Here is a 25219-nt window from a genome sequence, read left to right on the forward strand (position 1 = left end):
TTGTTTTTAGGTTTAACTTTTCTTTTTATTATTAATATGTTATAAGTATATTTAGTAACTAAACCGTTTAGGTGATTGTATGAATACTGAATTTAAATTTCTACCTATAGATAAACCCAAACTTGTTTCTATTGAACCCAATAAACCTATTAATTCTATTCAACCAAGAATACAAGAGACTCAAAAATCCATACCTAAAGAAGTCCTAAATTCTATACCTAATGAGGTCCAACAACCTGTGTTTATTGAGTCTCAAAAACCTGTTTCTATAGCTACAAAAAAACCTAAACCCTTACGCAATCAACCTGTACCTAATAAGGTGCAAAATCCTACACCTATTGAGTCTAATAATTCATCTTATATTGAAACCAATAAAGAGATGAAAAAGGCTATAGTACAAGCTAATAAAGACTTAAAAAGAACCGAATATGGCGGAATACTTTTTATAATTTATATATTAACATTTGGTGTTGTACTTGGATGTTCTATTTGGGCTGGTGTTGAGTATATTCATCAATACATTTCCCCCCATCCTAGGAACATAGATTATGAGATACCTAAGTTAATTATTTTTGTGCTTTTAGGTTTTTACTTATCTGGAATAATATTTTATATATTTCCTGTTCTGTTTGCATTAATAACATTTGCCATAATTACTGGATATGGCTATCTGTGTTTTACCTACCTAACCGCTTGGTGGGCTATCTTACTATTTATAGTAGGCACTCTAATAATTATAGGCTTTCATACAGAGTCTATCTATACCTACGAATTTAAAGAAGAGATGGAGATCCAGTAGCTTTATACCCTTCTACTAACCGCCTCCAGCAAAACTAGGAAGCGGTTTTTTTTACTTCTACATATCCTCTCTCTAACCTTCCACACTCATCCCCATCCCCACTTCCAAACCTTAACTTCCAAGTCGATTTTAATCTCAACCCTAACCCTCTCTTTCATACTTCCAAGCACGTTATTAAAAAAGGAATAGCCCGTTGGGCGTTTGCGGTAGCAATTTTACCTTTTGCTTGAAAAGCAAAATTATTTTGCACTGACAAACAAAACTTGTTTTTGTTTGAAAGGGTGCGAAATGGCACCTAGTGCCTATCCTGCATATAGTACTTTTTCTCTTATATTTATATTGGATTTTTTCCGTTTTTTTTTAATTTTGAAGGGATTTTGAGGGATTTTGGGAATTTTTATTAAAGAAATCATTGATAAATCATTGTCAAATCATTGTCAAAGCATTGGAAATTTCAATAAAGTATTGTCAAGTTATTGTCAAAATTATTAAATTCTTGTCAGGATTACTGTTTATTCACAATTTATTGTCAGTTGTTTTGATAAATTATTGTCAAGACTATTACTAACTAACAAATCCTTAATAACAAGTTAAATAAATCATTGTCAAATCATTGTCAAAGTATTGGAAATTTCAATAAATCATCGATAGGATTATTAAACTCTTGTCAAAAAATTAGTTATAATTTCAATCATTGGATAAATCTTACCAAATTTTGAAAGGATATAATCATGAATATAACTGTAAAAGAATTTATGGATCAAACAAAATGTTCCAAAGCCTCTATAAATAATAGACTTAGTGAATATATTAACGAGATTAAAGAACTTAGGGAAAATGGATATACATTTAACAATATAGTTAAATTTTTATCATTAAATGGTATTAATACTACAGTCAGTAATGTCCAATATTTCTACAAAAAGCATATTGATAAAACAGATCATCCTAAAGTTGACTATGAGAACATGTCTTTAATACAAAAACTTAGGCTTCAACTTGCTGAAAAGAAACGCCTAGAGGCACAACAGGGTAACCAGGTCAATGATAATAAAAATACACAAGAAACTAATATTTCTGAACAAAAACCTACAGTAAAAACTGATATTAATAATTCCCTTTTTAATACTGAAAAAGATAAACAAGTAGTAACCAAAAGACCACCAGAACAAATACAACAAGATAAAGAAAGACTAGGTGATAGGTATGACGAAAGATATGCAGAAAACGGTGGCGAATATCGTCCAAAATGGTCTACTTTTACTAAAGAAGATATATTCTAATAAATTTGTTACGTTGTGTTTTTTATCTGTTTGGTTTTTAATATATTGTTGTTTAATATATACTTAATTATTTTGTGAGGAATCGAAAATGAAACCATCAGATGAAGCTATTAAATTTGTTGAAGAAAACAAAAACAATATCAAACGCAATATGTTACACCCTTATCTTAATGATATTGAATATTTAAGAAACAATAAAATAACTATTGTTGGAATACAAAAATTTCTTAAAAACTTAAAAGGTGTAGAAACATCTACTGCTACTATTAATAAATTTATTAAGAAGTTTATTGAAAATAAAAATTGATATGAATTACAAAACAAAAATATTAAATTTGTTATAATTTAAAAGCATGCTTAAAAATGAAAGTAGAGCAAAACGGTTTAAATTCCAAAGATAAAGAAACTTTTCAATATATATCTGGATGGGAAGCCTTAAACATCAAAAATGAGAAAGGTTTAACAGCCGATTGGCATCCACTAAATTATTTTCAAAAGAATAAGCCCTTTAAGTTATACACCCTTGACAAAAGTATGCCCTTAGGTACTAAGGGCATAAAACTTAGATACATACCATTTCTCAAAAAGCAATATTATGTTGCCTCTTTTGCTAGAGCAATTGCTGATTTAGTTTATTTTGATGATAGTTATGGTTTAAAAAATTGTGTATACGATTTTTTAGATGATGAAGATACCAATGAGCTTTATTCGTATTTGAAAATAATTAATCAAACAAAAAACGTTGAACAATTCATGAAATATGAATTAACAAAACTTTACTTTAGGGATAAAAACTATGCTTGAATATCAAAGTGACCGAATAAATCTTATAAAAGAAATCTTACCTCTTTTAGGTGATAAATATATTTTAAAAGGCGGAACTGCTTTATACCTTTACTACGGTTTAGATAGGTACTCTGAAGATGTTGACTTAGATAGTAAAACATCAAATATGAACTTTATAAATATGTTAAAAAATCACAGAGAATATAAAAACTGGAATGTAACGATTAAAAAAAATACAGAGACAACTTTTAGATTAATGATAGATTACGGAGCGGTATCAAAGAAAGGTGCATACCCCCTTAAAATTGAAGTTAGTTCAAGAAATACTCAAAGGTTAAGAGATTTTCCTTCTTTATATCATAAACATGGCAATGTCAATGTCTACGATATAGACGAACTAATCCACATGAAGACTTCCGCATTCACTGGTAGAGATAAAGTTAGAGATTTATATGACTTGAATTTTCTATTTCAAAAATACCCAGAAGGTTTCTCTGAATCCTTACTAAAAGTAATTATTCCGAAACTTTATTATAGCGGGGAAGAAGAGTTAGATATTTTATTAGAAGATGAATTCAAAAAACATAATTTATCTATTAGTAACTCTTACGATTTTAAAAACTTCACAGAAAATTTAGAAAAAATTATGACTGAAAGATTAGTTTTTTTAGAAAAATCAAAATCTATCGTTTCCCCAAAACCACAAGATATAACAATGTAACTATATATATCAGTCTCTAAAATTGATTTATTAAGGTTTTTTAAAGAATTCTACTTTCAAGATAATCTTCCAGATTCGGCTACAAAAACCTTTTTCTACCCTCTTCTCACACACACCATCTCAAAAATAAAACCCCTAAAATTTTTAAACTTAGAAATAAAGAAAACCGATTTTAAACGGTTAAATTTAAACGATTCAACCATTACCTATATCATCATAGCCATACACCTTAAACTTTTGAATTTTGACCGTTTAAAATGCGTTTAAAAGGCATTTTAAACTTTAAAAACCTTTCGATTTTTGAAAAAATTTTTGGGGCCGAAATTTTTTAGCTTAGTATTGTGTATAGAAGGTATACACTATCCTCTTTTAACTTAGTATTGTGTGTAGAAGGTATATACTATCCTCTATAGTATGAGAAAAAAGGGTGACCTCACTCCTCAAATTAATATACTGCTTATAATTTTCTCCACGTCCCCCTTCTACTTCTTATTACGTTCTTAATGTAATTACTATTAAAAAAAAGAATATGTTTATATTAACCTTTCTTCATAATGTATATTGTTTTGTAAGTTGTCTTGTAATAACGTCTTGCCCCAAAAAAAATTTAGCGTAACCATTTGATTTTTAAGGATTTTTTAAAAGTTATCCACAGATTTGCGGTACAGTTATGCCATCGGTGCGGTACAGTTATGCCATCGGTGCGGTACAGTTATGCCATCGGTGCGGTACAGTTATGCCATCGCCCGAAGGGATTAAAAAAGATAAGGATTTAAAGCGGATAGTATTGCCAACTTCCACTTATTTTATTAATTAGAAATAAAAAAAACCTCTTAATAGAGGGTTAAGATTGATTTAAAAGTTTATTATCCAACTAGCTTTCCGCCTTTAACATTTAATTGAAGTTTTTGACAAAAATCCTTTTGATTAGCACCAAGATAAATATCTTTGGATTGAGTTTTTACGGCTTGTGTACATATCCAAGCTAGTAAAAGCCTAGGATAAGTTCCATAAGGTAAGCCATCTTTTGTTCAATGTTTTTTAAGTTTAGATTCATAGAAATTTTGCAAGGTATACCTGACACAAATTATGTGTAATAGATTTATTAATATCAACTACTTGATTACATAAAAACAAAACAAAAATGTTATTCATAAATTATTAAATACTCTTAAATAAGGATATAAACATGTTTAATATGAATGATAGATTGCAATTAGCAATGAAAGAAAGAAATGTAAAACAAGCTGATTTGGTTAGAATCACAGGTTTATCAAGATCTTCAATTTCAGCATGGGTAACCGGCTCTACCAAAACTCTTAGAGGAGAAAATTTGTTGAAAGTGGCTAATTTCTTAGGTGTTAACTTGGATTGGTTGACTTATGGTATAGGACAAATGGATTCAACATGGCCTTTTAGACGTGTCACCCCTAACCAGTTAAATTCACTTTCAGAAGAACACCTAGAGGAAATAGAGGAAATTATTCTTTTAAAACTTTCTAGAAAATATAAGTACCTCTCTAACAACAACTCACATAAGTTGTAACCTAACCAATGCATAAATTTTTTAAAGCAATATATTGACAAATAAGTAGGTTTTGACTAACATTCAAACTGTTATGCTCTTTAACAGTTTGAAAACCACCCCATTACTCTAATTTTTTAGAGTGATTTTGCCAATGGGGATATTGTCTCTGCTAGATTTGTGTGTAATTTAGCGGGGATAAAGGCGGTTAGCGGTCAGCCTAAATGACGGAATTGAGAAGATTCGTATGTAACAAAAATTCATATCGCTATTCATTGTCTGGCACACAATAAGCCGAAATGTCCGATGTGATGGCTTCTAATAATCACGATCGAAATAGCTTCGACCAACTTTGAATTTTGGGAACGACGGAACGAAACGATGTAAGCGGAATGATGGCAGTATAGTCTCTGCCCTATATTTTTAAGAAGTCTTTATATTTAAAATAGATAGAGACTTCTTACAGATGTAGATATATTGTGAATTTTTAGAGCGTGATATTGACTTCATAACTTAAATATATATACAATGTGTGAGCAGTTAAAAATTGGTGACGTACTGCCTTAACGTACGGTTAAATTCATTGGTGACGTACTGCCTTAACGTACGGTTAAATTCATTGGTGACGTACTGCCTTAACGTACGGTTAAAAAATATTTAACTGTTAGGGCAATCTCTTTGATTGCCCTTTTTCTATTATGAAAATTTATAACATTAACGACGAATATATAAAAAAGTTAGCTTCGGTAGATACTAAAGTTTCTCATATTAAAAACAAAAGGCCTTATGTTGGAGTAGTTTTTGAGATTCATAATTTTCAATATTTTGCCCCTCTATCTTCAAAGGATTTTAGAAATAAAAAATCAAATGATACTTTTCATTTAATTTCCGAATCTGAAAATTTAGGAGTTATTCATATTAATAATATGATTCCAGTAATTAATCTTAATATGATTTCTGAAATAGATATTAATAACATTAAAAATATTTCTTATAAAAATCTATTAGATAACCAAGCTAGGATACTGAGAAACGAAACTTTTACTAATATCTTAATTACTAAAGCAGAAAGCCTTTACCAATCTGTTACAAAGGAATCAAATATTAATCGTCAAGATAGGTTTTATAAAAAATTATCTAATGATTTTAAAAATCTTGAGGAATACATATTAAAAATTGATATATCCGTCCCTACATTATAAAAATATCCTTATTAGGGGTAGAACCTGAGTTTATTATCCAACTAGCTTTCCGCCTTTAATCGTTAAAAATTCTGAGTCATGTTCTATCACAGAACTAAAATTAATGATTTCATCAATTTTATTAAGAGAGGTTAGAAATCTTTTTCTAAAATTACGCAGTGCCTCTTGATTAGCTTTATCAGTTTCCTCTGAATATTCCCCATATCCAGATCCAAATTGTGATTGTAAGTCACACCATTTAATTTTTACTGGTCTACCCCCAGAAGTATATATAGAATATGCACGATAAGCGGCCCAAACATAAGCGTCGATAGCCATGGGTGATTTACGAAGTGCATTTAACACGTTCATGTCAATTGGTACTGGATTAGAAATTAAGTCATCAAAAAACTCTTGTGTAAGTTTGATATGAGCTTCCCATTCCCCTTTTTGTGGTTGCCAAAATTGAAAAGAAGTATCCGCTAATACTAAGTTTTTCCAAGCACTAAAGTTTTCTTTAGTGTTGTTATATTCCACCCTAAAAATAGCTTTAAATAACTTCTCTGATTGTTCTTTAAGTAGTGCAATTGAACTTCCCCCTTCTATATTTAATTGAAGTTTTTGACAAAAATCCTTTTGATTAGCACCAAGATAAATATCTTTGGATTGAGTTTTTACGGCTTGTGTACATATCCAAGCTAGTAAAAGCCTAGGATAAGTTCCATAAGGTAAGCCATCTTGTGGCTTAGCAAATACTGACAATGTGAATAAACCATTAGTTCTTTCATAATAGTTAGTATTAATGTTTGAGTGTGGAAGTGAAATTTGAGCAAGGGTTCTATTGTTAAACCCTAAATTTTGTTCAATGTTTTTTAAGTTTAGATTCATGATTCACATTAAGATAAAGATTGACTAAATCCCTGCCTAATTAGTTCGTTAATATTTTTTTCACTAAGCATAAAAGTACCTATTGAAAACTATATTTTATTACTTAAGTAATAAGAAAATCAATCCTAAAGTAATAATGAAAAGGTGTAAAAATTAAACATGAACGGATTAAACGCTACTCTTGGGGACAGAGTTAAAATCGCCCGAATTAACTCTAAGTTAAGTCAAATTGATCTTGCTAAAAAAACAGGATTATCACAAGGTACGATTGCTCACATTGAAAATGGTAGAAATCGTGATACCAAACACTTAATGGATTTAGCAAAAGCTCTTAGTGTACGAGCAGAATGGCTTTATTATGGAGAAGGCAATGTAAAAGACACATGGCCTTTCAGAAGAATTTCTCAAAATGAATATCTTCAGCTTAATGAAGTTTTAAAAGAAGACATAGAAGATTACGTCCAACTTAAATTATCTAAGTTAAAAAAATAAAACATAAGTATTGTTTAAATACTACTATGCACTAAAAAAAATACTTAAGTATTGAAATAAAATATTTCCTATGTAATAATCAAACTGTTATGCTCTTTAACAGTTTGAAAACTGCCCCATTACTCTAATTTTTTAGAGTGATTTTGCCAATGGGGATATTGTCTCTGCTAGATTTGTGTGTAATTTAGCGGGGATAAAGGCGGTTAGCGGTCAGCCTAAATGACGGAATTGAGAAGATTCGTATGTAACAAAAATTCATATCGCTATTCATTGCTTGGCACGCAATGAGCCGAAATGTCCGATGTGATGGCTTCTAATAATCACGATCGAAATAGCTTCGACCAACTTTGAATTTTGGGAACGACGGAACGAAACGATGTAAGCGGAATGATGGCAGTATAGTCTCTGCCCTATATTTTTAAGAAGTCTTTATATTTAAAATAGATAGAGACTTCTTACAGATGTAGATTTAAACCCCAGTAAATAGGGTTTTATTTTTGAGTGTGAGTTTATTTTTTTTCACATTTTTAAAAGAGTGAAAATATGAAAACAGATACATTCGCAAAGGCTCAAAGCTTACCAGAAGTAAATGTAGTAAAACAACTTCAACTTCTATCAAAAGAAGATGTAGCAAAGATTCTTAGTGTCTCAACTAAGACAATCAATAATTGGATATATAAGGGATTTATTCCGCCCCCAGATATAAGATCAAAAAGATTAGTTAGATGGAAATTAAATAATCTTGAGAAGTTTTTAGATGATCCGATTAAGTGGCGTGATACTAATACTAATGAATCTAAATTACCAAACCTTTAGATACTAAAAGGTTTCCCCATAATTGCCATACTTCTTTTTGATGTTCTAATTGCTTTGAGTGGTTATACGCTCTCTCAACTTGATTGCCAACACTATGTGCTAAACACAATTCAATAATGTATCTTTTATCAGGATACTTAGTGTTTAATATAGTACTTGCAAGTCCTCTAAAGCCGTGTATATCTTGTCTTTTTTTATATCCTAATGAATTAAGTATCTTATTCATGGTTCCGTCGGATATAACGCCTTTATTGCTTACATTTGGAAAGAGATTTTCAGAGTATCCAGTTAGAGGTTTTAGCTTTTCTAAAAGAGAGATTGCTTGAGTTGATAGCATTATTTGTCTCTCAAGTATGCCAGCTTCTTTATGATGTTTTATTCCCTTCATTCTTTCACTTGGAATATTAAGAATACCTTTTTCAAGATCTAAATCAATCCATTTAGCATATCTTAGTTCAGAGGCTCTAGGAAATAACAAAATCATAAGTTTTAAGGCAATTAGAATATAAGGTTTAGAATTAGAAGTTTCTAAATCATTAAATAATTTAGGCAATTCCTCTTCATCTAAATGAGGATGTGACTTTTGGATATATTTAGTTAAGTATTTCTTAATACTTGGTGAGTAGCAAGAGTATTGAATTGATCCCTTATCAACAGCAAAATCCATAACGCCTTTGATAACACTAAGCACATTTTCGGGTACAGATTTTGGGGCATTTTTATTTAGATCTAAAATTAAATCTAAGATATCCGCCCTTTCAATATATTGAACCTGCATGCTTCCTAAAGTAGGTAAAACCCAGTTTTCAAGTATTCCTCTAAGTTTAACAATCCGCCTTGGTGCAACGTTAGGAGTGAGAATTTCTAAATACTCTTTAGATAATTCACTAAAGGTGTGAGTTTTTTTGATTACGGTTTTTTTTCTTGGATTAGGGTCAAACCCTTCTTTTAATAATTCCTTTACCTCTAAAGCACGCATTCTAGCTTGAGATAAAGAGACTTTAGGATATTGTCCAATTGTGAGAACCTTGCGTTTACCTTCCCAGTAATAAGCAATTCTAAAGGTTTTAGTTCTTGGAGGACGTAGTTCTAGATACAATCCGTAACCATCAAAAACCTTTTTAGCCTTATCAGTTACTGGTAAAGATTTAATTAAAAAATCAGTTAATCTTCTCATTTTTTCCTCTTAAAAATCCTTAAAAATCACACTGATTTTAGGTCCCATTTGTTACCATTTTTGTTACCATTTTTGGTTTAGTTGTAGGGGGTAATAAGGGGCATTAAGAGGTAATAAAGTTAGTTAAAAAACCCTTGCAACTATATGATTTTTAAAAAGAAAAATTTTACTAAAAGTCACTAAAAGTTATTAAAAGGAAATATGGGGAAAATTGGGAATGGGGTGGCTGATGGGGCTCGAACCCACGACACCTGGAATCACAATCCAGTGCTCTACCAACTGAACTACAGCCACCATTGGCATAGAAATGAAATTTTAATGCTAAATAGACAACAAAATCAACTAAATTGGCTTTTAAATTTAATATAATTCTAGTTATGTTGCAAAAAAAATAATATAATAACCTCCTTTAAGAATCCCCGTAGCTCAACTGGATAGAGCACTCGCCTTCTAAGCGAGGGGTTGTGAGTTCGAGCCTCGCCGGGGGTGCCAGATAATCCTTTCAAAAACAAGCTATATCTTGAAACTTATTAAATATAGATATGGCTTTACCCACAGTTTTACCAACATTTAATAAAAAGTGCCTAATATTTTTTTCTATTTTTTTGAGTTGCGGTTTTCGATTTCTAAATGAAATTGATTTACGAAGAAAATCCAATCAATCTTCGTAATTAATTCCTGTTTTAGTTATGAATGCAAAATGTTCGGTTAGCTATAAAAACAGAAGCAATTTAACTCAACAAAAATTGACGGGCAAATTTATATTTTTGAAGTCGTCTTAAATCACTGTCTGTGATCGCCTTTAAACGACCTAAATCCATGTTATGTTCTAAGTCAGCAAGTTTAACCACCCTTGCTATATTATTGTTTTTAACTCTGGTTATATAATCCTTGTATTTTTCCTTATGACGTTTGGTTATAGCTTCTACGGCCTGAGCCACTTCAGTACCAAATATGTCAGAAATTTCTTCAATCGTAATATCAGTATCTTCAACAGAATCATGAAGCCACGCAACTGCTTGGACAATTTCCGAATAATCTAGTAGCTGTTCAGCTACAAACTTTAAGTGATTAACGTATGGAGCACCAGAGATATCAACCTGATTTGAATGTAACTTGTAAGCTAAGTCACGGGCTTTTTTTACTAACTCTCCCAAATACAATTCCTATTTTATTTTTATGAATACGGTTTTTTAAAATATTGATAACCTAATTATGTTTTTTTGAAAATGTATCAAAAACTTAATCAAAGCAGTCTATATCATCACATTTTTTATTGACAAAATAAGCGTTTGAAAATTGCCAATAACAACTTGCAGGGCTTAAGGAAGGGATATTATGGAAATAAAAAAGCCAGACTAATTTCTGTCCGAAAGTCTAGCTAATTTTTGACAAGATACACCTATCCCATCGGGCTATAATAATATACAAATTTCCAAAAAAATCAAGCAAAGTAAATTTTTAAAAAAATATTTTTACTGTTGTGGTTTTTTTCAATTAAGAGAAATTATATTCAAAATATGAAGATAACACTTGCTATTAATTATTCATTAATGAATATTAGTACCTAAAGAGTGAGGGTAACTCACTCATTAGGCAAAGCCACAAAGCCTTACAACCAGGGGTTAACTTTTGGGAGTATTAAATGAGAGAACTCATTTTGATACTTACTTTAATAAGAATAGTAATAGAGTTGGTCTCAACAATTCTTGAAATACTAAATTAAAGTAGACTTAAGGGGAAAGCCAAAGGCAAGTACCCTTATTTCCCTGATAGCCTAACACCAAATTAATGAGGATATCAATATGGAAAACACAAAACAAAACTATAACACTAACAGTCAAAGCCCTGCTAGCAAAGCTGCTAGGCAGAGAACAGCTCACGAATATGATAAGAAAATGATTGAGCTAGGTTTGATAAAAAAATTGGTCTCAGGTTGCCAACTGAAGTTTATGAAGCCTTTGAAAGCCTTTCATCTGAGAAAGGCATGACACGTCCAGCTTGTTTAAGAATGCTTATTGAACATTACAGAAACACAGCACAGAAACACTAACCTGTCTTGGCGACGGGTTTCTTGTGTCAATTGTCAAATTCCTCCTAAGGGAATAGTCTATTAAATTAAGTAACTTCTTTTATATTACAAGGATTAATTCAAAAAAACAAAAAATATTTAAGTTACATATTAATCAAGTATTTCTAATAGTACTATTAGACCCTGGCTATGATTGACCATGTTAAGTTGTTATTTTCAATTAAATTAAAGACTTCAAAAAATTTCTAAATCCTTAATACAAATTTATTACAGTCCATAATTATTTAGTTAAACTAATTCATTATTTTACTTTGTCAAAATTATGATTGATAACTCTAGCTATCCTGTTTTTAAAGGTAGTCTTGTTGCGATGATTACCCCAATGACTCCTACGGGAGATATAGACAGGGAGGCCTTTAAAAGATTGATAGATTGGCATGTAGAGGAAGGCTCTGATGCTTTGATTATTGTTGGAACTTCTGGAGAATCACCTACCATCGATTTCCAAGAGCATGTTGAATTGGTAAAACTAGCTGTTGAGCATTCAGATGGGCGCATACCAATTATCGCAGGCACAGGTGGTAACTCTACCAAAGAAGCAATTTTCTTAGCTAATCATGCTAAACAATCTGGAGCTACTGCAGGTCTATCTGTTGTGCCTTATTACAATAAACCTACTCAAGAGGGACTTTATCAGCACTACAAAGCTATATCTGAAAACTCTGATCTTCCTATAATTCTTTATAACGTCCCTGGTAGAACTGTTATTGATATGAAAAATGATACTGTTCTAAGACTGGCAGAATTACAAAATATTATTGGGATAAAAGATGCTACAGGTGATTTATCACGCATTACTGAACTTGTTTCACACAAACCCGAATATTTTCAAATATATTCTGGCGATGATCCCACTGCAGCTGCTTTAATACTGATGGGGGCTCAGGCGAATATTACGGTAACGGGTAACATTGCTCCCAAATTAATGCATGAACTGTGCTTTGCAGCTCTAGAGTGGGATATAACTAAAGTTAGAGAAATTAGTTCAAAACTTGATCATCTAAATCATCTTTTATTTATGGAACCAAATCCCATACCTATAAAATATGCGGTTCACAAAATAGGCAAATCTCAATTAGGATATAGATTACCTTTAACTCCTATTTCAGAAGGTCTAGCTAGTAAAATTGACCTAGCTTTAAAAAATTTAAATTTGATTTAATACAGGCTCTATATGAATATAAAAAATAAAACACTCATACTATCTGCCCTAATAGCTGGGTTTGTTCTTGCTGGCTGTGAATCTACAGGCGAATTACTGCCAGAAAAAGAGGTAGATTATAAAAGTGCAGTGAGAGGAGACCCTTTGTCATTGCCACCTGATTTATCTTCGGCAGCCATTACTCCTCAATACTCAACTAGAGATGGTCAAGCTTCTGCTCTAACATTTAACGAAGCCCTAGAAAAGGACAAAGCTAACAAAGCTAAAGGAAATGTAGTACTTCCACAAAGCGATAATATGCGCATTATTTCTGAAGGGTCTAGACGCTGGTTACAAATTGATGCTGACCCTAACGACGTTTATCCTTTGTTATTGTCTTTTTGGGGTGATTTAGGTTTCACTATAGATCAAGATAGACCAGAAGTTGGAATTATCCGTACTGACTGGGCAGAAGATAGAGCAAAAATTCCTGATACACTTCTTCGTAGGACATTGGGTAGCATTATCGATAACGTGTACGATAGTGGAGAACGTGAACGATTTACTACTCGTATTGAGAGGGTTAACGGTAGGTCAGAAGTGTTTATATCAAATGAGCGCATGGAAGAAACTGCAATGGACAGAAATCAAGACACATTTAAGTGGCTTCCTGCTCCAGAAGATCAGGATTTAAATGCCTTAATGCTTGCTCGCTTGATGAAGCATCTAGGTGCTAGCGATTCATTAGCTCAAACCGCTTATCAGGGCATTGATTTCAAAAAATCTAAAAAACAAAAAGAAGATGAAAGAATCCAAAGAGCTAAGGAACGCGAAAAAGCTTATAAGGAAAAATTAAAAGAGGAAAAAGCTAATGCTAAATCTGCAAAAGCTTCCGAAATGTCAGATATAAATTCCTCTACTACGGAAGCACCAGTTATTACGGGCGGTCCTTCTACTACACCTATATCTAAAGAAGAAAAAGTAGCTCAAATCGTCAACTCTTCACGTCCTGTGACTTTTAATCCAGATGATGTGGCATTAGAGCTTCCTCATAGTGGTAATAGTTTTGAGGTAGTAAAAAATGCCATAACTAAGGCAGGTTTTAATGTTCAAAGTCTAAACGCCTCTAGCAAGACGATTGATATCTTATATTTAGATACTGATACTGGAGAAAAAAGAGAGGCATCTAACCCTCTAAGTAGATTGTGGGGAGACAAAGGTAATCTGACCCCTCTTCCTTACAAGATTGTTGTTAACGACGAGGCAACCAGAAGCTTTATAAGGGTTATGGATCCAAAGGGAAGTCCTGATAACTCAAACACAGCTAAGCGAATTCTTACTGTAATTAACGATAATCTGTAATTAGCCTAAATTAAGACTCCAATTGAAAAAGTGGAGTCTTTTTTTTCCTATATAATCTAGAAGGTACCAAAAAGTAACGGAGCAGTAACATATGAGTGCATTACTTAGAAGTGGTGAGCTAAAAAATTACACGGCCTTAGGTCAAGATGGGCAACCTGTATATACCGTTGCCACCCAGTTCAGAAATGCCGTTAAATTTAAGTGCGGTGAGAAATTCGCAAATTTCCTTGCTGTTCCACAACGAAATGAAATTGGCAATGTTATCGATTGGTACGTTCCATTTGAGAGCTCAAGAGCTGATGGATCACATCAGATAATCCCTTGGACTTCTGCTACTGATGAAGAGCGACAAGTTGCACTTGCTGAACTTGAAGATTTCAAAATCAAAATGGAGCAGTTAGGTAAAGATTTTGCAAAATCAAGCAGTAATGATCAGCAGATATTTTCTAGGCTTCTTTACTTGCCAAATGGTGATTTAAAAGATCAATTAACTGCTATTAGATTTCCTAATAATGAGCATATCTACCTAGTTGATGGTAGACCTGTTATTACATTCTGGGGTTTTATTGATAAAAACCGAGCCCCATATTCGGATCCATTCATACAATTGCATTCAAATTTTCAACCTGTTCAGCCGTCACCGACAGTGGCCGTTCCTGCGGCATTGCCACCTAAGAAAAGCTATTGGTTGTGGTGGCTTCTATTGTTATTGCTACTTTTATTAATTGCGGGTGGTGTTTACTGGTTTTATTTTAAAGACCACGGCAAGAAATCTATTGGGGGAATAAATGTACCTGACAAAACTATTATTCAGAATGAAAAAGGTGTTAAATCAAAAGACCCTAATAAAATAACAGGTAGCGACACAAACAACCCTCCTACTCCTACTCCTACTCCTACTCCTACTCCTACGCCCAACCCTGTAACTACAGACAAAAATATAAAAGTAACTGAGGACCCTAATAAAATTACAGGTGTTGATAATCTAACTATCGATACCGACTGCAAAAATCCGATTACATATTACAAATTATCTAGTACATCTTGGTTGGATGAGAAAGGTAAAGTTATCACTGTTAAACCTAGAGACTGCGATAAGGTATTGCCATTTAAAGATAATAATTTGTATACCTATAGAGATGGAAGATGGTATTACACCTCAAATGGCAGTGTAGTTAGTGATATAGATTTACTAAATAGTCTTAAGCCTGTTGACCTATCTGATTTATCTACAACTGGAGAAACAAATATTGTTGGGTCAGATGGGGTTATTGATCCTGCATTAGGGGTAGGTAAAGATAGTAAAACTAGTACCACTGATGATACTACTTCGGATAGTAAAACATCTGGTACAAATGAAGACAAATCAGAAGATAAGGACAAAGATCCTAATAAGGGCGAGACTCCAGTTCCTGATCCACTAGCAGATAATAATATAGTACCTGATTCAAATTTAAATGATCCTACAAAACCTAACGATCCTACAAAACCTGTAGATGAAGAAAAACCCTCGAACAAGGGAGACACTGCAGATCCAAATAACCCTAATGACCCTAAAAATCCAAACGATCCCACAAAACCATTAGTAGCTCCAGTTGACCCTGGAAGTTTAGATACTACGACTAATGGACCAGGAAAAACTACTACTGCTAGCGGAAATCCAGATACTAAACCTTTGGAGTTGACCGAGCAAAACCTCAATTCTGGAGATCTAAAATTCCTTAAAGGTAATTGGTCATCAAACTCAGGGCTTCAAGATGGTGCTACTGGTCGTCCTCTTCGTCTTGCTTATAACTTTGACGATAAGGGCAATGGTACTGTAAAACTTAATCGCGGTGATGGTGTGTCATGCGAGACAGGCGTTAACTCTAACACAGTAAAAGGTCAGTTACAGATTAATGCAGTCGGTAATGCAAAATGTACTGACGGTAGTTCTTATGAATTACCAAAAGTTACATGTAAAGCAGGTAATAGTGGAAATGCTGATTGTAGAGGTTCATACGGTGAGGGTAAATCATTTCCAATCCAAATCAAAACTAACTAAGCGAAATTGAGATTATTATGCTAGCTGAAATACATCCATTCGGAAAAGAAATTCCACTAATTATGAATAGTGGTATCCAGTTTATTGATTTTGGATTAAATATCGACTGGAAAGATAAAGCATGGAAGGAGAAGAATACAGGTTATTTTCTTCCACCTTCTAATAACGATCCTATCAGAAGATTAGTTTTGGATAGAAGTGGTGATGGATATTCTGATCCTGCATTTCCAGGAAAAATTATTTCTAATCCCGTTGATTTTAGTGTTGAAGAATCTTTAAAGCTTTTTAATGGTGTATGGGTACCTATTCCAATTCTGAGAAGCATGCCACCAAATAGATTCGACAATGGTCCATTTAACTGGGCTAGGGCTAGAATTGTTCAACTCCCCCGCCCCGATGAAGATGGGCATACTCACAGAGTTGTTCTAGCAATTGATACGAAGATATTTTCTCATAGTTCTGATACCGCATATTTAGGTCCTATGGAAGATGATATTCGTGCGGGTTCAGTATTCACATATGCTTTTCAGTCTAATCATATATCTTGGTTTCTTGATCTTAAGTGGGTTAAGGATTGGTTAGTTGAACTATTTAAAGAGCTAGCTCCAGAACCTGACAGGTTAAAAATATATGAAGATGATATCGAACAAGAGCTTAATAATCATAGTCACGAAGCCCATTATCTCAACATTTTGGCTTTGATTGGTGAAGAATTAAATATACCAAATTTCAAAATCATTGCCCACAATAGAACGGATATCAATCAGGGAATTGCTGTTGATTTGATCTTAGATGTTGGTAATTCTAGAAGCTGCGGGATTCTAGTTGAAGATCATGCCCAAGAGCAGGACAGCCTTAAAAAACGTTATGAATTGTCTATTCGTGATTTATCTATGCCCGAATATGCATATGCGGAGCCGTTTGAGAGTCGCGTAGAATTTGCCCAAGCATTCTTTGGCAAAGAGCACTATTCTGTTCAAAGCGGTCGCAGAGATGCATTTCAGTGGCCGAGTATAGTACGAGTAGGCAAGGAAGCAAGTCGTTTAGCAAGTCGCCGTAAGGGCAATGAGGGTTCTACAGGTTTATCAAGTCCTAAACGTTATTTGTGGGACCTGGCACCCTATGAACAAGCATGGAGATTTAACTCTTCTTATGTCGAATCAGATAACGAGCCTTTTGCAACTGCCGCCCCTCTTTCAGGCTTCATAAATGGTCAGGGCGAGGCTTTGTACGAACTTTCAGATGATATAGATGAGGAATTTGAACGCAAAATGCCAGTGTTCCAACCTCATTATTCACGTGGTTCTTTGATGACTTTCTTGTTATCTGAGGTCCTACTTCATGCATTGCTTCAAATAAATAGTCCAGCTCAAAGGGCGAAACTTGAACATGCAAAATCTCCTCGCTATTTAAGATCCATTATCCTTACCGTTCCCCCAGCTATGCCATCGCCTGAAATCAATAATTTCAAGAATTGCATGCACCAAGCTATTGGTCTAACATGGAAAATGATGGGATGGGACAAAACGGATGATCCTGTCGATTTTGCAAATAGATTTGACGAAAAATATTGGCCAACATTGCCAGAAGTACTTGTTCAATGGGACGAAGCTACTGCCAGCCAAGTTGTTTATCTATTCAACGAGACACAAAATAACTATGGCGGACGTGCTGAGAAATTCATTTCGGACATGGTACGACCAGACAAAACCACCAATAAAAACGCCGTCACAATTGCAACTGTTGATATCGGTGGAGGTACGACGGATTTAGTTATAACGGACTTTACTTTGGATTATGGCAATGAGGACGATGACGGCCTCCCACATTCATACGGCACTAACGTTTTCATAAAACCAATACAAAGATTTAGAGACGGCTTTAAAGTTGCGGGAGATGATATTTTGCTTGATATCATCAGAGATGTTGTTGTTGAATCTCTTAAAAAGCACTTAATTTCTGAAGGAATTAGAAATTATGATTCCTTGTTGTCTGATTTGATTGGGTCAGGTGCAGATAGTGTACAGATTAGGCTTTTAAGACAGCAACTTACATTGCAAATCTTCAGACCAATTGGTCTTAAAGTCCTTCAAGCATATGAACAATACGACCCACTTGAACGCAAAAATAAACTTATGGGTGCTACATTTGGTAGTGTTTTAGAGGGACTTGAACCGCCAACTCAAAAAGTTCTGGATTTTGTAAACATACCAATTTCACGTGAATTAGGTAAAGATTTCAACATTCTTGATATACCGCTTCAAGTTAATTTATTTCAAATTCACAAAAACTTTTTGCAAGGTCATTATGACATATGCAAAACATTTAAATCGCTGTGCGAAATAATATATTTTTACCAGTGCGATGTGTTGTTGATTACAGGCAGACCTTCACTACTTCCTGGAGTTCAGGCATTCTTCAAGAATCAGTTACCATTGCCATCAAATAGAATTCTTCCGCTTCATGGATATAAAACTGGAAACTGGTATCCATTCCACAAACAAGGTAGAGTTGACGATCCTAAAACTACAGCTACAGTGGGTGCGATGTTGTGCTTTTTGAGTAAAAACTCACGAATTCCAAGTTTTTATTTCAGATCCATGGCATTAAAACCTTATTCGACAATTAAAAATCTTGGACTGATAGATAACAATAATACGATTTCTAAAGAGAACGTTTACTATTCGGACATTAATCTTGATAAAGAGGATTACGAGCTTCCTGATCAATCATTCCCTATACGAGGAAAAACTCGAATAGGATTTAGGCAACTTAATACTGAGCGTTGGGCGGCTTCACCACTTTATACAATTACGATTGAAAGCAATGAGTTGAGAAATCAAATTGCCGAAGGTCAAACCGTTAATGTAACTTTGAAATTAGACAAACGAAATAGACATAATAAACAAGTTGAAAACTTCGTTATCGATCAGGCTTTTTTATCGAGTGGTCGTAAAACAAATGGTTTGAAACTAAGTTTGAATACACTTTTAGATTCTGGTCTTAATGACTCGCAATATTGGTTGGACAGTGGGAGCCTTATAAATGAGTAATCTTTCTGAATCTTGGGACAGCGTTTACGAAGGTGCAAAAAAAGCTATCGATTGGGTTCAATCCACTCGAACCGAAAGCCCACGTGTTGCCAGTGAAGCTACTAGTTTAATCGAGAGCCTTAGACGTCTTCGTGTTATGGCTAGAAAACTGGGGCACTCTTCTGAACACCCAGTATCTGTAGGGTTTTTCGGGCTATCACAAGCTGGAAAGTCGTATCTAATTTCATCCTTAGCGGCTGATGATGAAGGAAAATTAACGACAACATTCGATGGTCAAGAACTCGATTTTATGGACCATATTAATCCAACTGGCGGTGGCAAGGAGGCTACAGGTTTAGCTACTCGCTTTACTAAGCGTGCGGATGTTGGTATCAAAGGTTATCCAATTGAGCTTAGATTATTTAGTGAAATAGAAATCGTTAAGATATTGGTTAATAGCTTTTTTAATGACTTTAATTCTAATAAGCTTTTGTATGAACCTGATCAGCAGAAGATTAATAAGCTAATTAAAGAACTTACACCTAAGGCACAAAAAGAATATGTGCCAGGTATTGTTGAAGAAGATATTGTAGACCTTCAAGATTACTGTAATAACAATTTTGCTAAATCTGTCTCTGTATACAAAGCAAATTATTGGACTAAAGCTGCACAGTTGGCACCTCATTTAAGTCTAGAAGACAGGGCCGAGCTTTTTTCTATTCTTTGGTATGGCGAAAAGTTGCATGAATTAACTGAGACATATGTACAATTTTCTAAGATTCTAGCTAGCTTGGGACATCCTGAATTTGTGTATGCCCCTATCGATGTTTTAGTTCAAAAAAATGAGGATGGTACATTCTCCAAAACTTCAAGCATTATGAATGTAGACATGGTTGAAAGATTGGGGAAACCAGCAGATAACATTTCAGTGGACGTTTTACCAATTAGTTACAAAGGTGAGCAAGGAAAAGCCGTTAATATTTCTCTTGCACAACTTGCAATTCTAACTACTGAGTTTATATTTCCACTTAAAAATGAGCCACGTTGTGATGTAGTAAATAAAATCGATTTATTGGATTTCCCTGGGTATCGCGGTCGCCTTGAACTTGTTGAATTCGACGAAAATGAAAATTCAATAGGTAAGGTAATTCTTCGTGGTAAAGTTGCTTACCTTTTCGAGAGCTATACTGATAGTCAGGAGATGAATATCTTAATTATGTGTACTCCTAGTGATGCACAACTCGAGATTAATGATGTCGGTCCCGTACTTGAAAAGTGGATTGATAAAATCCAAGGTGAAACACCACAAATTCGTGCAAAACGACTACCTGCTCTACTTTGGGCATTTACAAAATTTGATAAACGAACTGAAGTTAGTATAAACACAGCTGAAGAGAACTTAAAACAATCTTGGGGTGGAGAAGGACTTTTAAAACAAACACTACTTGAGCGCTTCGGCAATTTCGTTTGGGTGAGGAATTGGGCTGACGGTAAACCTTTCAATAATATTTTTCTAGTTAGGAAGCCAGGGTATTCTGGTGGATTTATTGAAACTGCTGACGGTCGCGATGTTAAATATATGGAAGCACAAATGCCTAAAATGGAAGTGCTTCGCTCCACATTTATAGAAAACTCAGATATACAAAAATTCGTAGCTAATCCCGATGAAAAATGGGATGCCATGCTTAAATTAAACGATGGCGGTATGGAATATTTAAGCCAATATTTGGATAAAATTTCCGACCCATCTATAAAATTCAATCGTCTTACTGAACAGCTAAACCGTGAAATTGAAAATGTTGTTCGTAGGTTTGGTGCTTGGTATGAAGGTGAAGGTGATCGTGCGGTTGAGGATAAAAAACGCATTGCCAACGATATATATGCCCTACTACGTCAGCAGGCTGGCATTTTGGGTGAATTTTTAGATAATTTGACATTGCCACAAGAGACTATTCGCTCGCTTTATTTTACTGTAGATTTTCAGGAAGTTAAGGATGGGGAAGATACAAGCTCGTCCAGCACTGACTTTTCTTTTGATGGCATGGATGGTATAGATTTGTTTGAAGACGTGCCTACAAGTGCAACATCAAATGAAGCCAAAAAAACAAATATCGCAGAATTCTCGCAATCAGTGTTTGACGGATGGGTTGATCATTTAAGAGGGTTAACTGCGGATGAGAATTTCCTAAGATATTTCAATCTGTCTGTTCAGAACAAAAGTATTATCGATAACTTTATCAGTGAGATGATAACTGCTGCAGTGCGTCTTAAACTACTTGAAAAGTTGAGTGATACTTTCTATGAGACCGAAAGAGCTGGACATAAACGTGAGCAACTGGCCTCTCGTCAAGTGATTAATGCATACACCCATATAGCGGATTTCATTTCGTGGTTGGGATTCGGTGACATTGCCATAGAAGATAGACCTTTGAGCAAAATTAGACCTAGTAAGTCTTTGTTTGAGCCCCCTGTTTTCGAGACCACGCCAAATAATGACAAGATTCCGCTTTTGTCAGAAACACCTGAAAAATTTACGATGATTTATCTTATGGATTGGTTTACTGCATTGGCTGAGATTACTGTTGGCAATGCTGGACATAAGGTCGATCGTGAGATTTCTCCAGCGATGAACACTTTGCTGGGTGAGATTCTTAATCAGTTTGAAGCTGCACGAATTGAAGATGCAGTAGAGGTATAAAGAGGAAAACTGTGGCATTTATAGCATCACTAAAAGATAACAAACCAGGCTATGCCGATTTTGAAATTAAACGCTGGTCAGGACCTACTGACTGTCCGCTTGAATTTACAATTAAGCGCAATCAGGACGAAAAATTTCTAGCAGGTCATGATGAATGGAAGATAGAACCTGTTTGGCATACTTTGGGCTATTCTGAATTTAATAACATTTTAGTTGGTACTTTTGAGCCTTGGGTAACTGATAGTCTTATTCATACTGGTGGTCAATCCCAGTTCCTTATGTCTCTTAGAGATTCAGGTGAATCATTTAAGGATCATGGTGTCGTTAGGATGTCTAATAGTATATTAGCTTCTACGGCGGCAGGGACATTAAATAGGTCAGAGCTTCACAATCCTACTCCTGTATCACCTCAAATGCCTGAACCAGAGCCCTACATTGAGCCAGAGCCAGATCCAGAGCCTGAGCCTGAGGCAGTATATGAGCCTGAGGCAGTTCAAGCACCCGAATTTATTGAGCCTCAAACATTAGATAATCCAAACGAGGGATTTATTGAAGAACCTCAAACTAATTACGCAAATGCCAATTTTCCGACTATAGAAGATGATAGTAATAAAAGAAAAACTAGTCCGATAGTTTGGATAATTTTGTTACTGCTAGTCTTATTATTAATTGCTGGAGCTGTTTGGTGGTTTTTTTTCAAAGATCAGAAAAAAGCTACCCCAACTCCAGCACCTACTCCGACACCTAAGCCTGCCCCTACACCGAAACCTGTACCGAAACCTACACCGAAGCCTGCTCCAGCTCCTGCTCCAGCTCCTGCTCCAGCTCCAGCACCAGCACCAGCACCAGCACCAGCTCCTGCTCCTGTTGTGGCTGAATCTCCATGTTCGGTTAAAAGTGGATCAGACGTTATGACATTTATCCAGGCATGTCTTAAAACCAATCCTGATACGGATCAGATTTTAAAAATTATTTCTGAAGCTAAAAATGCTAAAGAATGTGATTTGGCACGAAGACTATATGCTAACAAAGCTCAAAGCGGAAACAGTGTTATCGCATTTGCATATGCTAAAGAATATGACCCCGCATCATCCGTTAAGGATGGATGCTTCAAGGAAGATAAAGCAACAGCTATATATTGGTATGAAACAGGTTTACTAGATGATCCAAATAATGCTGAAGCTAAAACTCGACTGCAGGAGTTACAAAAATGAAAAAGATTTTAATCGCAATGATTATTTCCACCTTGGGAGCGACTTTCGCTCAGGCAGCTGAACCCCTACTTCAAGATGGCAAAAAAACTCTTTATCAAAGGGTGCTTTCTACACCAGAGTGCTCTATTACACAAACCATTGGGCAAAAAGGTAAGCCAGTCCCTGCATTTTCTCGCTACTATATTTACGAAAAAAAATCTGAAAATGGTGCCGAATGGCTTAATGTAGGAGCTGACCCATACGGTAAAACTCTTGGGTGGTTAGAGGAATCTTGCACTATCCCATGGAATCTGCAGATGACTCTTACATTTACAAACACTGCTAATCGTGACAGATTACTATTTTTCAAAAACAAAGAGGATCTTGAGGCGGTAATGTCCGCAGCAAAACCTGCAGATGAATATGCAAATATTAAGAAAAATCTTGATACTGATGGCAAATCCGAGAAAATTATTTCCATAGAACCAAAAGAACCAGTAGATTTCCAAAAAAACTTCTATCTTTTGCCTATTTTGCAAGGTGAAGAAGTTATGAACAATGATGGTTTCTATCAAAGGGTTTTAGAGGTCGCTTCTGTAAGTAAAAAAGAAGAAAAACCTAAAGAGCCTGAGCCTAAACCCGATCCGAAGGCACAACCCTCTAAATTAACAGAATTTAAGGCCGCCGTAGTTTTTGTTATCGACTCAACAATATCTATGGACCCATATATTAATAAAACACGCGAAGCTGTTCGTGAACTTTATAAACAAATAGAAAAGGATGATTTGCTAGATCAAGTCAAATTTGGACTAGTCGCATTTAGATCAAGTACTGAAGCTGTTCCAGATCTAGAGTACACATCAAAAATGTACGTGAATCCTAACGAAGTTAAGGATGGCAAAGACTTTATGGATAAAGTAGCCTCCTTAAAACAAGCAAAAGTATCCAGCAAAGAATTTAACGAAGATTCATATGCAGGTATAAATCAGGCTTTAAATGATATAAATTGGAATGACTTTGGGGCTAGGTATATAGTTTTGATTACTGATGCAGGTGCTATTGATGGCAATAACCCCCTCTCTTCTACAGGCTTTGGTGCACAGCAACTTCGCCAAGAAGCTCAACATAAAGGAGTCGCAATTTATACACTTCATCTTAAGACACAAGCCGGATCTAAAAACCATCAAGAAGCAGAATCTCAATATAACGAACTTTCATTTAACGACTATTTGAATAAATCGCTTTACTATCCTGTAAATGCAGGTGATGTAAACGAGTTTTCGCAAAAAGTCTCTCTTCTTTCAAAAGCACTTTCAGAACAAGTTAAGTTAGCCTACACTGGTGAAATGTCAGCTGGAAGCTCCATGTCATCTGAGTCTAAAAATACAACTAAGCCTGAAGAAGCTAGCGAAGAAGATAAAATGGTTGAAGATTCTGCCTTATTAGGTAAGGCGATGAGACTGGCTTATTTGGGACGTACAAACAATCAAAAAGCCCCTTCGTTTTTCAAAGCTTGGATTAGTGATAGAGATTTTTCAAAACCAGATATTCCTACAGCTGAGGTTCGTGTATTGCTAAGCAAAGAGCAACTGAGTGACCTAAGTGAAGTAGTTAAAAAAATATCTGATGCTGCTACCCAAGGATTACTGGCTCCTGATGATATGTTCAAACAGCTTAGATCAGTTGCAGCTGCGATGGGACAAGATCCAGAAAAAATCAAAGAAGGTATTACAACAAAAATCGCTGATTTAGGACTTTTAGGTGAGTATCTTGACGGACTTCCTTATAAAAGCCAAATTTCCAACATAGATGAAGAAACTTGGAAAAATATGGGTAGCCTTCAACAAGAAAAATTCATAATGGATTTACAAAAAAAACTAAGGCTTTACGCTAAGTACAATGAGGATTCGAGTCGATGGATTCCACTTAACCCTGATAGCGATCCAAAAGATCATGTATATCCAGTGTTACTGGAAGCATTGCCATAAT

19 protein-coding genes, 2 tRNA genes and 1 pseudogene are annotated in these 25219 nt (G+C 34.6%); 17 read left to right on the top strand and 5 right to left on the bottom strand.

The features are described 5' to 3' along the window. Window positions 1-79: 79 nt before the first annotated feature. The 5 genes from KUI_RS05730 (at window position 80) to KUI_RS05750 (ending at window position 3589) form a co-directional block, all read left to right on the top strand. On the top strand, window positions 80-799 hold the full coding sequence (locus tag KUI_RS05730) for an MFS transporter (RefSeq protein WP_014840504.1): 720 nt from the start codon (window positions 80-82) through the stop codon (window positions 797-799). Between the two features lie 731 nt (window positions 800-1530). Continuing rightward, window positions 1531-2082: a hypothetical protein gene (locus KUI_RS05735; protein WP_013521351.1), complete on the top strand. Its 552-nt coding sequence runs from the start codon at window positions 1531-1533 to the stop codon at window positions 2080-2082. Between the two features lie 88 nt (window positions 2083-2170). Further along, window positions 2171-2389 (top strand): hypothetical protein, encoded by a 219-nt coding sequence (locus KUI_RS05740; protein ID WP_013521352.1) that lies wholly within the window; start codon window positions 2171-2173, stop codon window positions 2387-2389. A gap of 56 nt (window positions 2390-2445) precedes the next feature. Next, the gene (locus KUI_RS05745; RefSeq protein ID WP_013521353.1) at window positions 2446-2886 is read left to right on the top strand and encodes a hypothetical protein; all 441 of its coding nucleotides are present in this window, start codon (window positions 2446-2448) and stop codon (window positions 2884-2886) included. After that, window positions 2879-3589 carry a nucleotidyl transferase AbiEii/AbiGii toxin family protein gene (locus tag KUI_RS05750; protein ID WP_014840505.1) on the top strand — a complete coding sequence of 237 codons (711 nt, stop codon included), beginning with the start codon at window positions 2879-2881 and terminating at the stop codon, window positions 3587-3589. The genes KUI_RS05745 and KUI_RS05750 overlap by 8 nt, the downstream gene beginning before the upstream one ends. Window positions 3590-4455: 866 nt before the next feature. On the opposite strand, the pseudogene KUI_RS08155 reads toward KUI_RS05750, so the two are convergent. Continuing rightward, window positions 4456-4593, bottom strand: a pseudogene (locus tag KUI_RS08155) (replication protein RepA); the annotation flags it as partial. Between the two features lie 185 nt (window positions 4594-4778). Here KUI_RS08155 and KUI_RS05755 point away from each other — a divergent pair. Continuing rightward, on the top strand, window positions 4779-5135 hold the full coding sequence (locus KUI_RS05755) for a helix-turn-helix domain-containing protein (protein WP_013521356.1): 357 nt from the start codon (window positions 4779-4781) through the stop codon (window positions 5133-5135). A gap of 677 nt (window positions 5136-5812) precedes the next feature. After that, window positions 5813-6316, top strand: a complete 504-nt coding sequence (locus KUI_RS05760; protein ID WP_013521357.1) for a type III toxin-antitoxin system ToxN/AbiQ family toxin — start codon at window positions 5813-5815, stop codon at window positions 6314-6316. Between the two features lie 33 nt (window positions 6317-6349). On the opposite strand, the gene KUI_RS05765 is transcribed toward KUI_RS05760, so the two are convergent. After that, window positions 6350-7183: a replication protein RepA gene (locus KUI_RS05765; RefSeq protein ID WP_013521358.1), complete on the bottom strand. Its 834-nt coding sequence runs from the start codon at window positions 7181-7183 to the stop codon at window positions 6350-6352. Window positions 7184-7342: 159 nt separating this feature from the next. On the opposite strand from KUI_RS05765, the gene KUI_RS05770 reads away from it, so the two are divergent. Then, entirely contained in the window at window positions 7343-7675 is a 333-nt protein-coding gene (locus tag KUI_RS05770; RefSeq protein ID WP_013521359.1) for a helix-turn-helix domain-containing protein, read from the top strand. Between the two features lie 543 nt (window positions 7676-8218). Continuing rightward, complete coding sequence (locus tag KUI_RS05775) at window positions 8219-8491, top strand: helix-turn-helix transcriptional regulator (RefSeq protein WP_013521360.1); 273 nt, start codon at window positions 8219-8221, stop codon at window positions 8489-8491. On the opposite strand, the gene KUI_RS05780 is transcribed toward KUI_RS05775, so the two are convergent. Further along, window positions 8472-9668, bottom strand: a complete 1197-nt coding sequence (locus tag KUI_RS05780) for a tyrosine-type recombinase/integrase (RefSeq protein ID WP_013521361.1) — start codon at window positions 9666-9668, stop codon at window positions 8472-8474. The genes KUI_RS05775 and KUI_RS05780 overlap by 20 nt on opposite strands. Before the next feature lie 218 nt (window positions 9669-9886). Further along, window positions 9887-9962 (bottom strand) — tRNA-His (locus tag KUI_RS05785). A gap of 121 nt (window positions 9963-10083) precedes the next feature. Here KUI_RS05785 and KUI_RS05790 point away from each other — a divergent pair. After that, window positions 10084-10160 (top strand) — tRNA-Arg (locus KUI_RS05790). 239 nt (window positions 10161-10399) lie between these two features. On the opposite strand, the gene KUI_RS05795 is transcribed toward KUI_RS05790, so the two are convergent. Then, window positions 10400-10825 (bottom strand): HD domain-containing protein, encoded by a 426-nt coding sequence (locus KUI_RS05795; RefSeq protein ID WP_014840508.1) that lies wholly within the window; start codon window positions 10823-10825, stop codon window positions 10400-10402. Between the two features lie 1197 nt (window positions 10826-12022). On the opposite strand from KUI_RS05795, the gene dapA reads away from it, so the two are divergent. The 7 genes from dapA (at window position 12023) to KUI_RS05835 (ending at window position 25218) form a co-directional block, all read left to right on the top strand. Further along, a complete protein-coding gene (gene dapA / locus KUI_RS05805; protein WP_014840509.1) occupies window positions 12023-12922 on the top strand; it encodes a 4-hydroxy-tetrahydrodipicolinate synthase in 900 nt (299 codons plus the stop codon). A 12-nt stretch (window positions 12923-12934) separates the two neighbouring features. Next, complete coding sequence (gene bamC / locus KUI_RS05810; RefSeq protein WP_013521365.1) at window positions 12935-14263, top strand: outer membrane protein assembly factor BamC; 1329 nt, start codon at window positions 12935-12937, stop codon at window positions 14261-14263. A 91-nt stretch (window positions 14264-14354) separates the two neighbouring features. Continuing rightward, on the top strand, window positions 14355-16307 hold the full coding sequence (locus KUI_RS05815) for an SrfA family protein (RefSeq protein WP_014840510.1): 1953 nt from the start codon (window positions 14355-14357) through the stop codon (window positions 16305-16307). A 17-nt stretch (window positions 16308-16324) separates the two neighbouring features. Continuing rightward, complete coding sequence (locus tag KUI_RS05820; RefSeq protein ID WP_013521367.1) at window positions 16325-19360, top strand: virulence factor SrfB; 3036 nt, start codon at window positions 16325-16327, stop codon at window positions 19358-19360. Continuing rightward, the gene (locus KUI_RS05825) at window positions 19353-22037 is read left to right on the top strand and encodes a putative virulence factor (RefSeq protein WP_013521368.1); all 2685 of its coding nucleotides are present in this window, start codon (window positions 19353-19355) and stop codon (window positions 22035-22037) included. Before KUI_RS05820 ends, KUI_RS05825 begins: the two co-directional genes overlap by 8 nt. A gap of 11 nt (window positions 22038-22048) precedes the next feature. Then, a complete protein-coding gene (locus tag KUI_RS05830; RefSeq protein ID WP_014840511.1) occupies window positions 22049-23251 on the top strand; it encodes a hypothetical protein in 1203 nt (400 codons plus the stop codon). Continuing rightward, on the top strand, window positions 23248-25218 hold the full coding sequence (locus KUI_RS05835; RefSeq protein ID WP_013521370.1) for a vWA domain-containing protein: 1971 nt from the start codon (window positions 23248-23250) through the stop codon (window positions 25216-25218). Before KUI_RS05830 ends, KUI_RS05835 begins: the two co-directional genes overlap by 4 nt. Window position 25219 lies beyond the last annotated feature (1 nt).

Source organism: Taylorella equigenitalis ATCC 35865, assembly GCF_000276685.1.
Classification (GTDB): Bacteria; Pseudomonadota; Gammaproteobacteria; order Burkholderiales; family Burkholderiaceae_B; genus Taylorella; species Taylorella equigenitalis.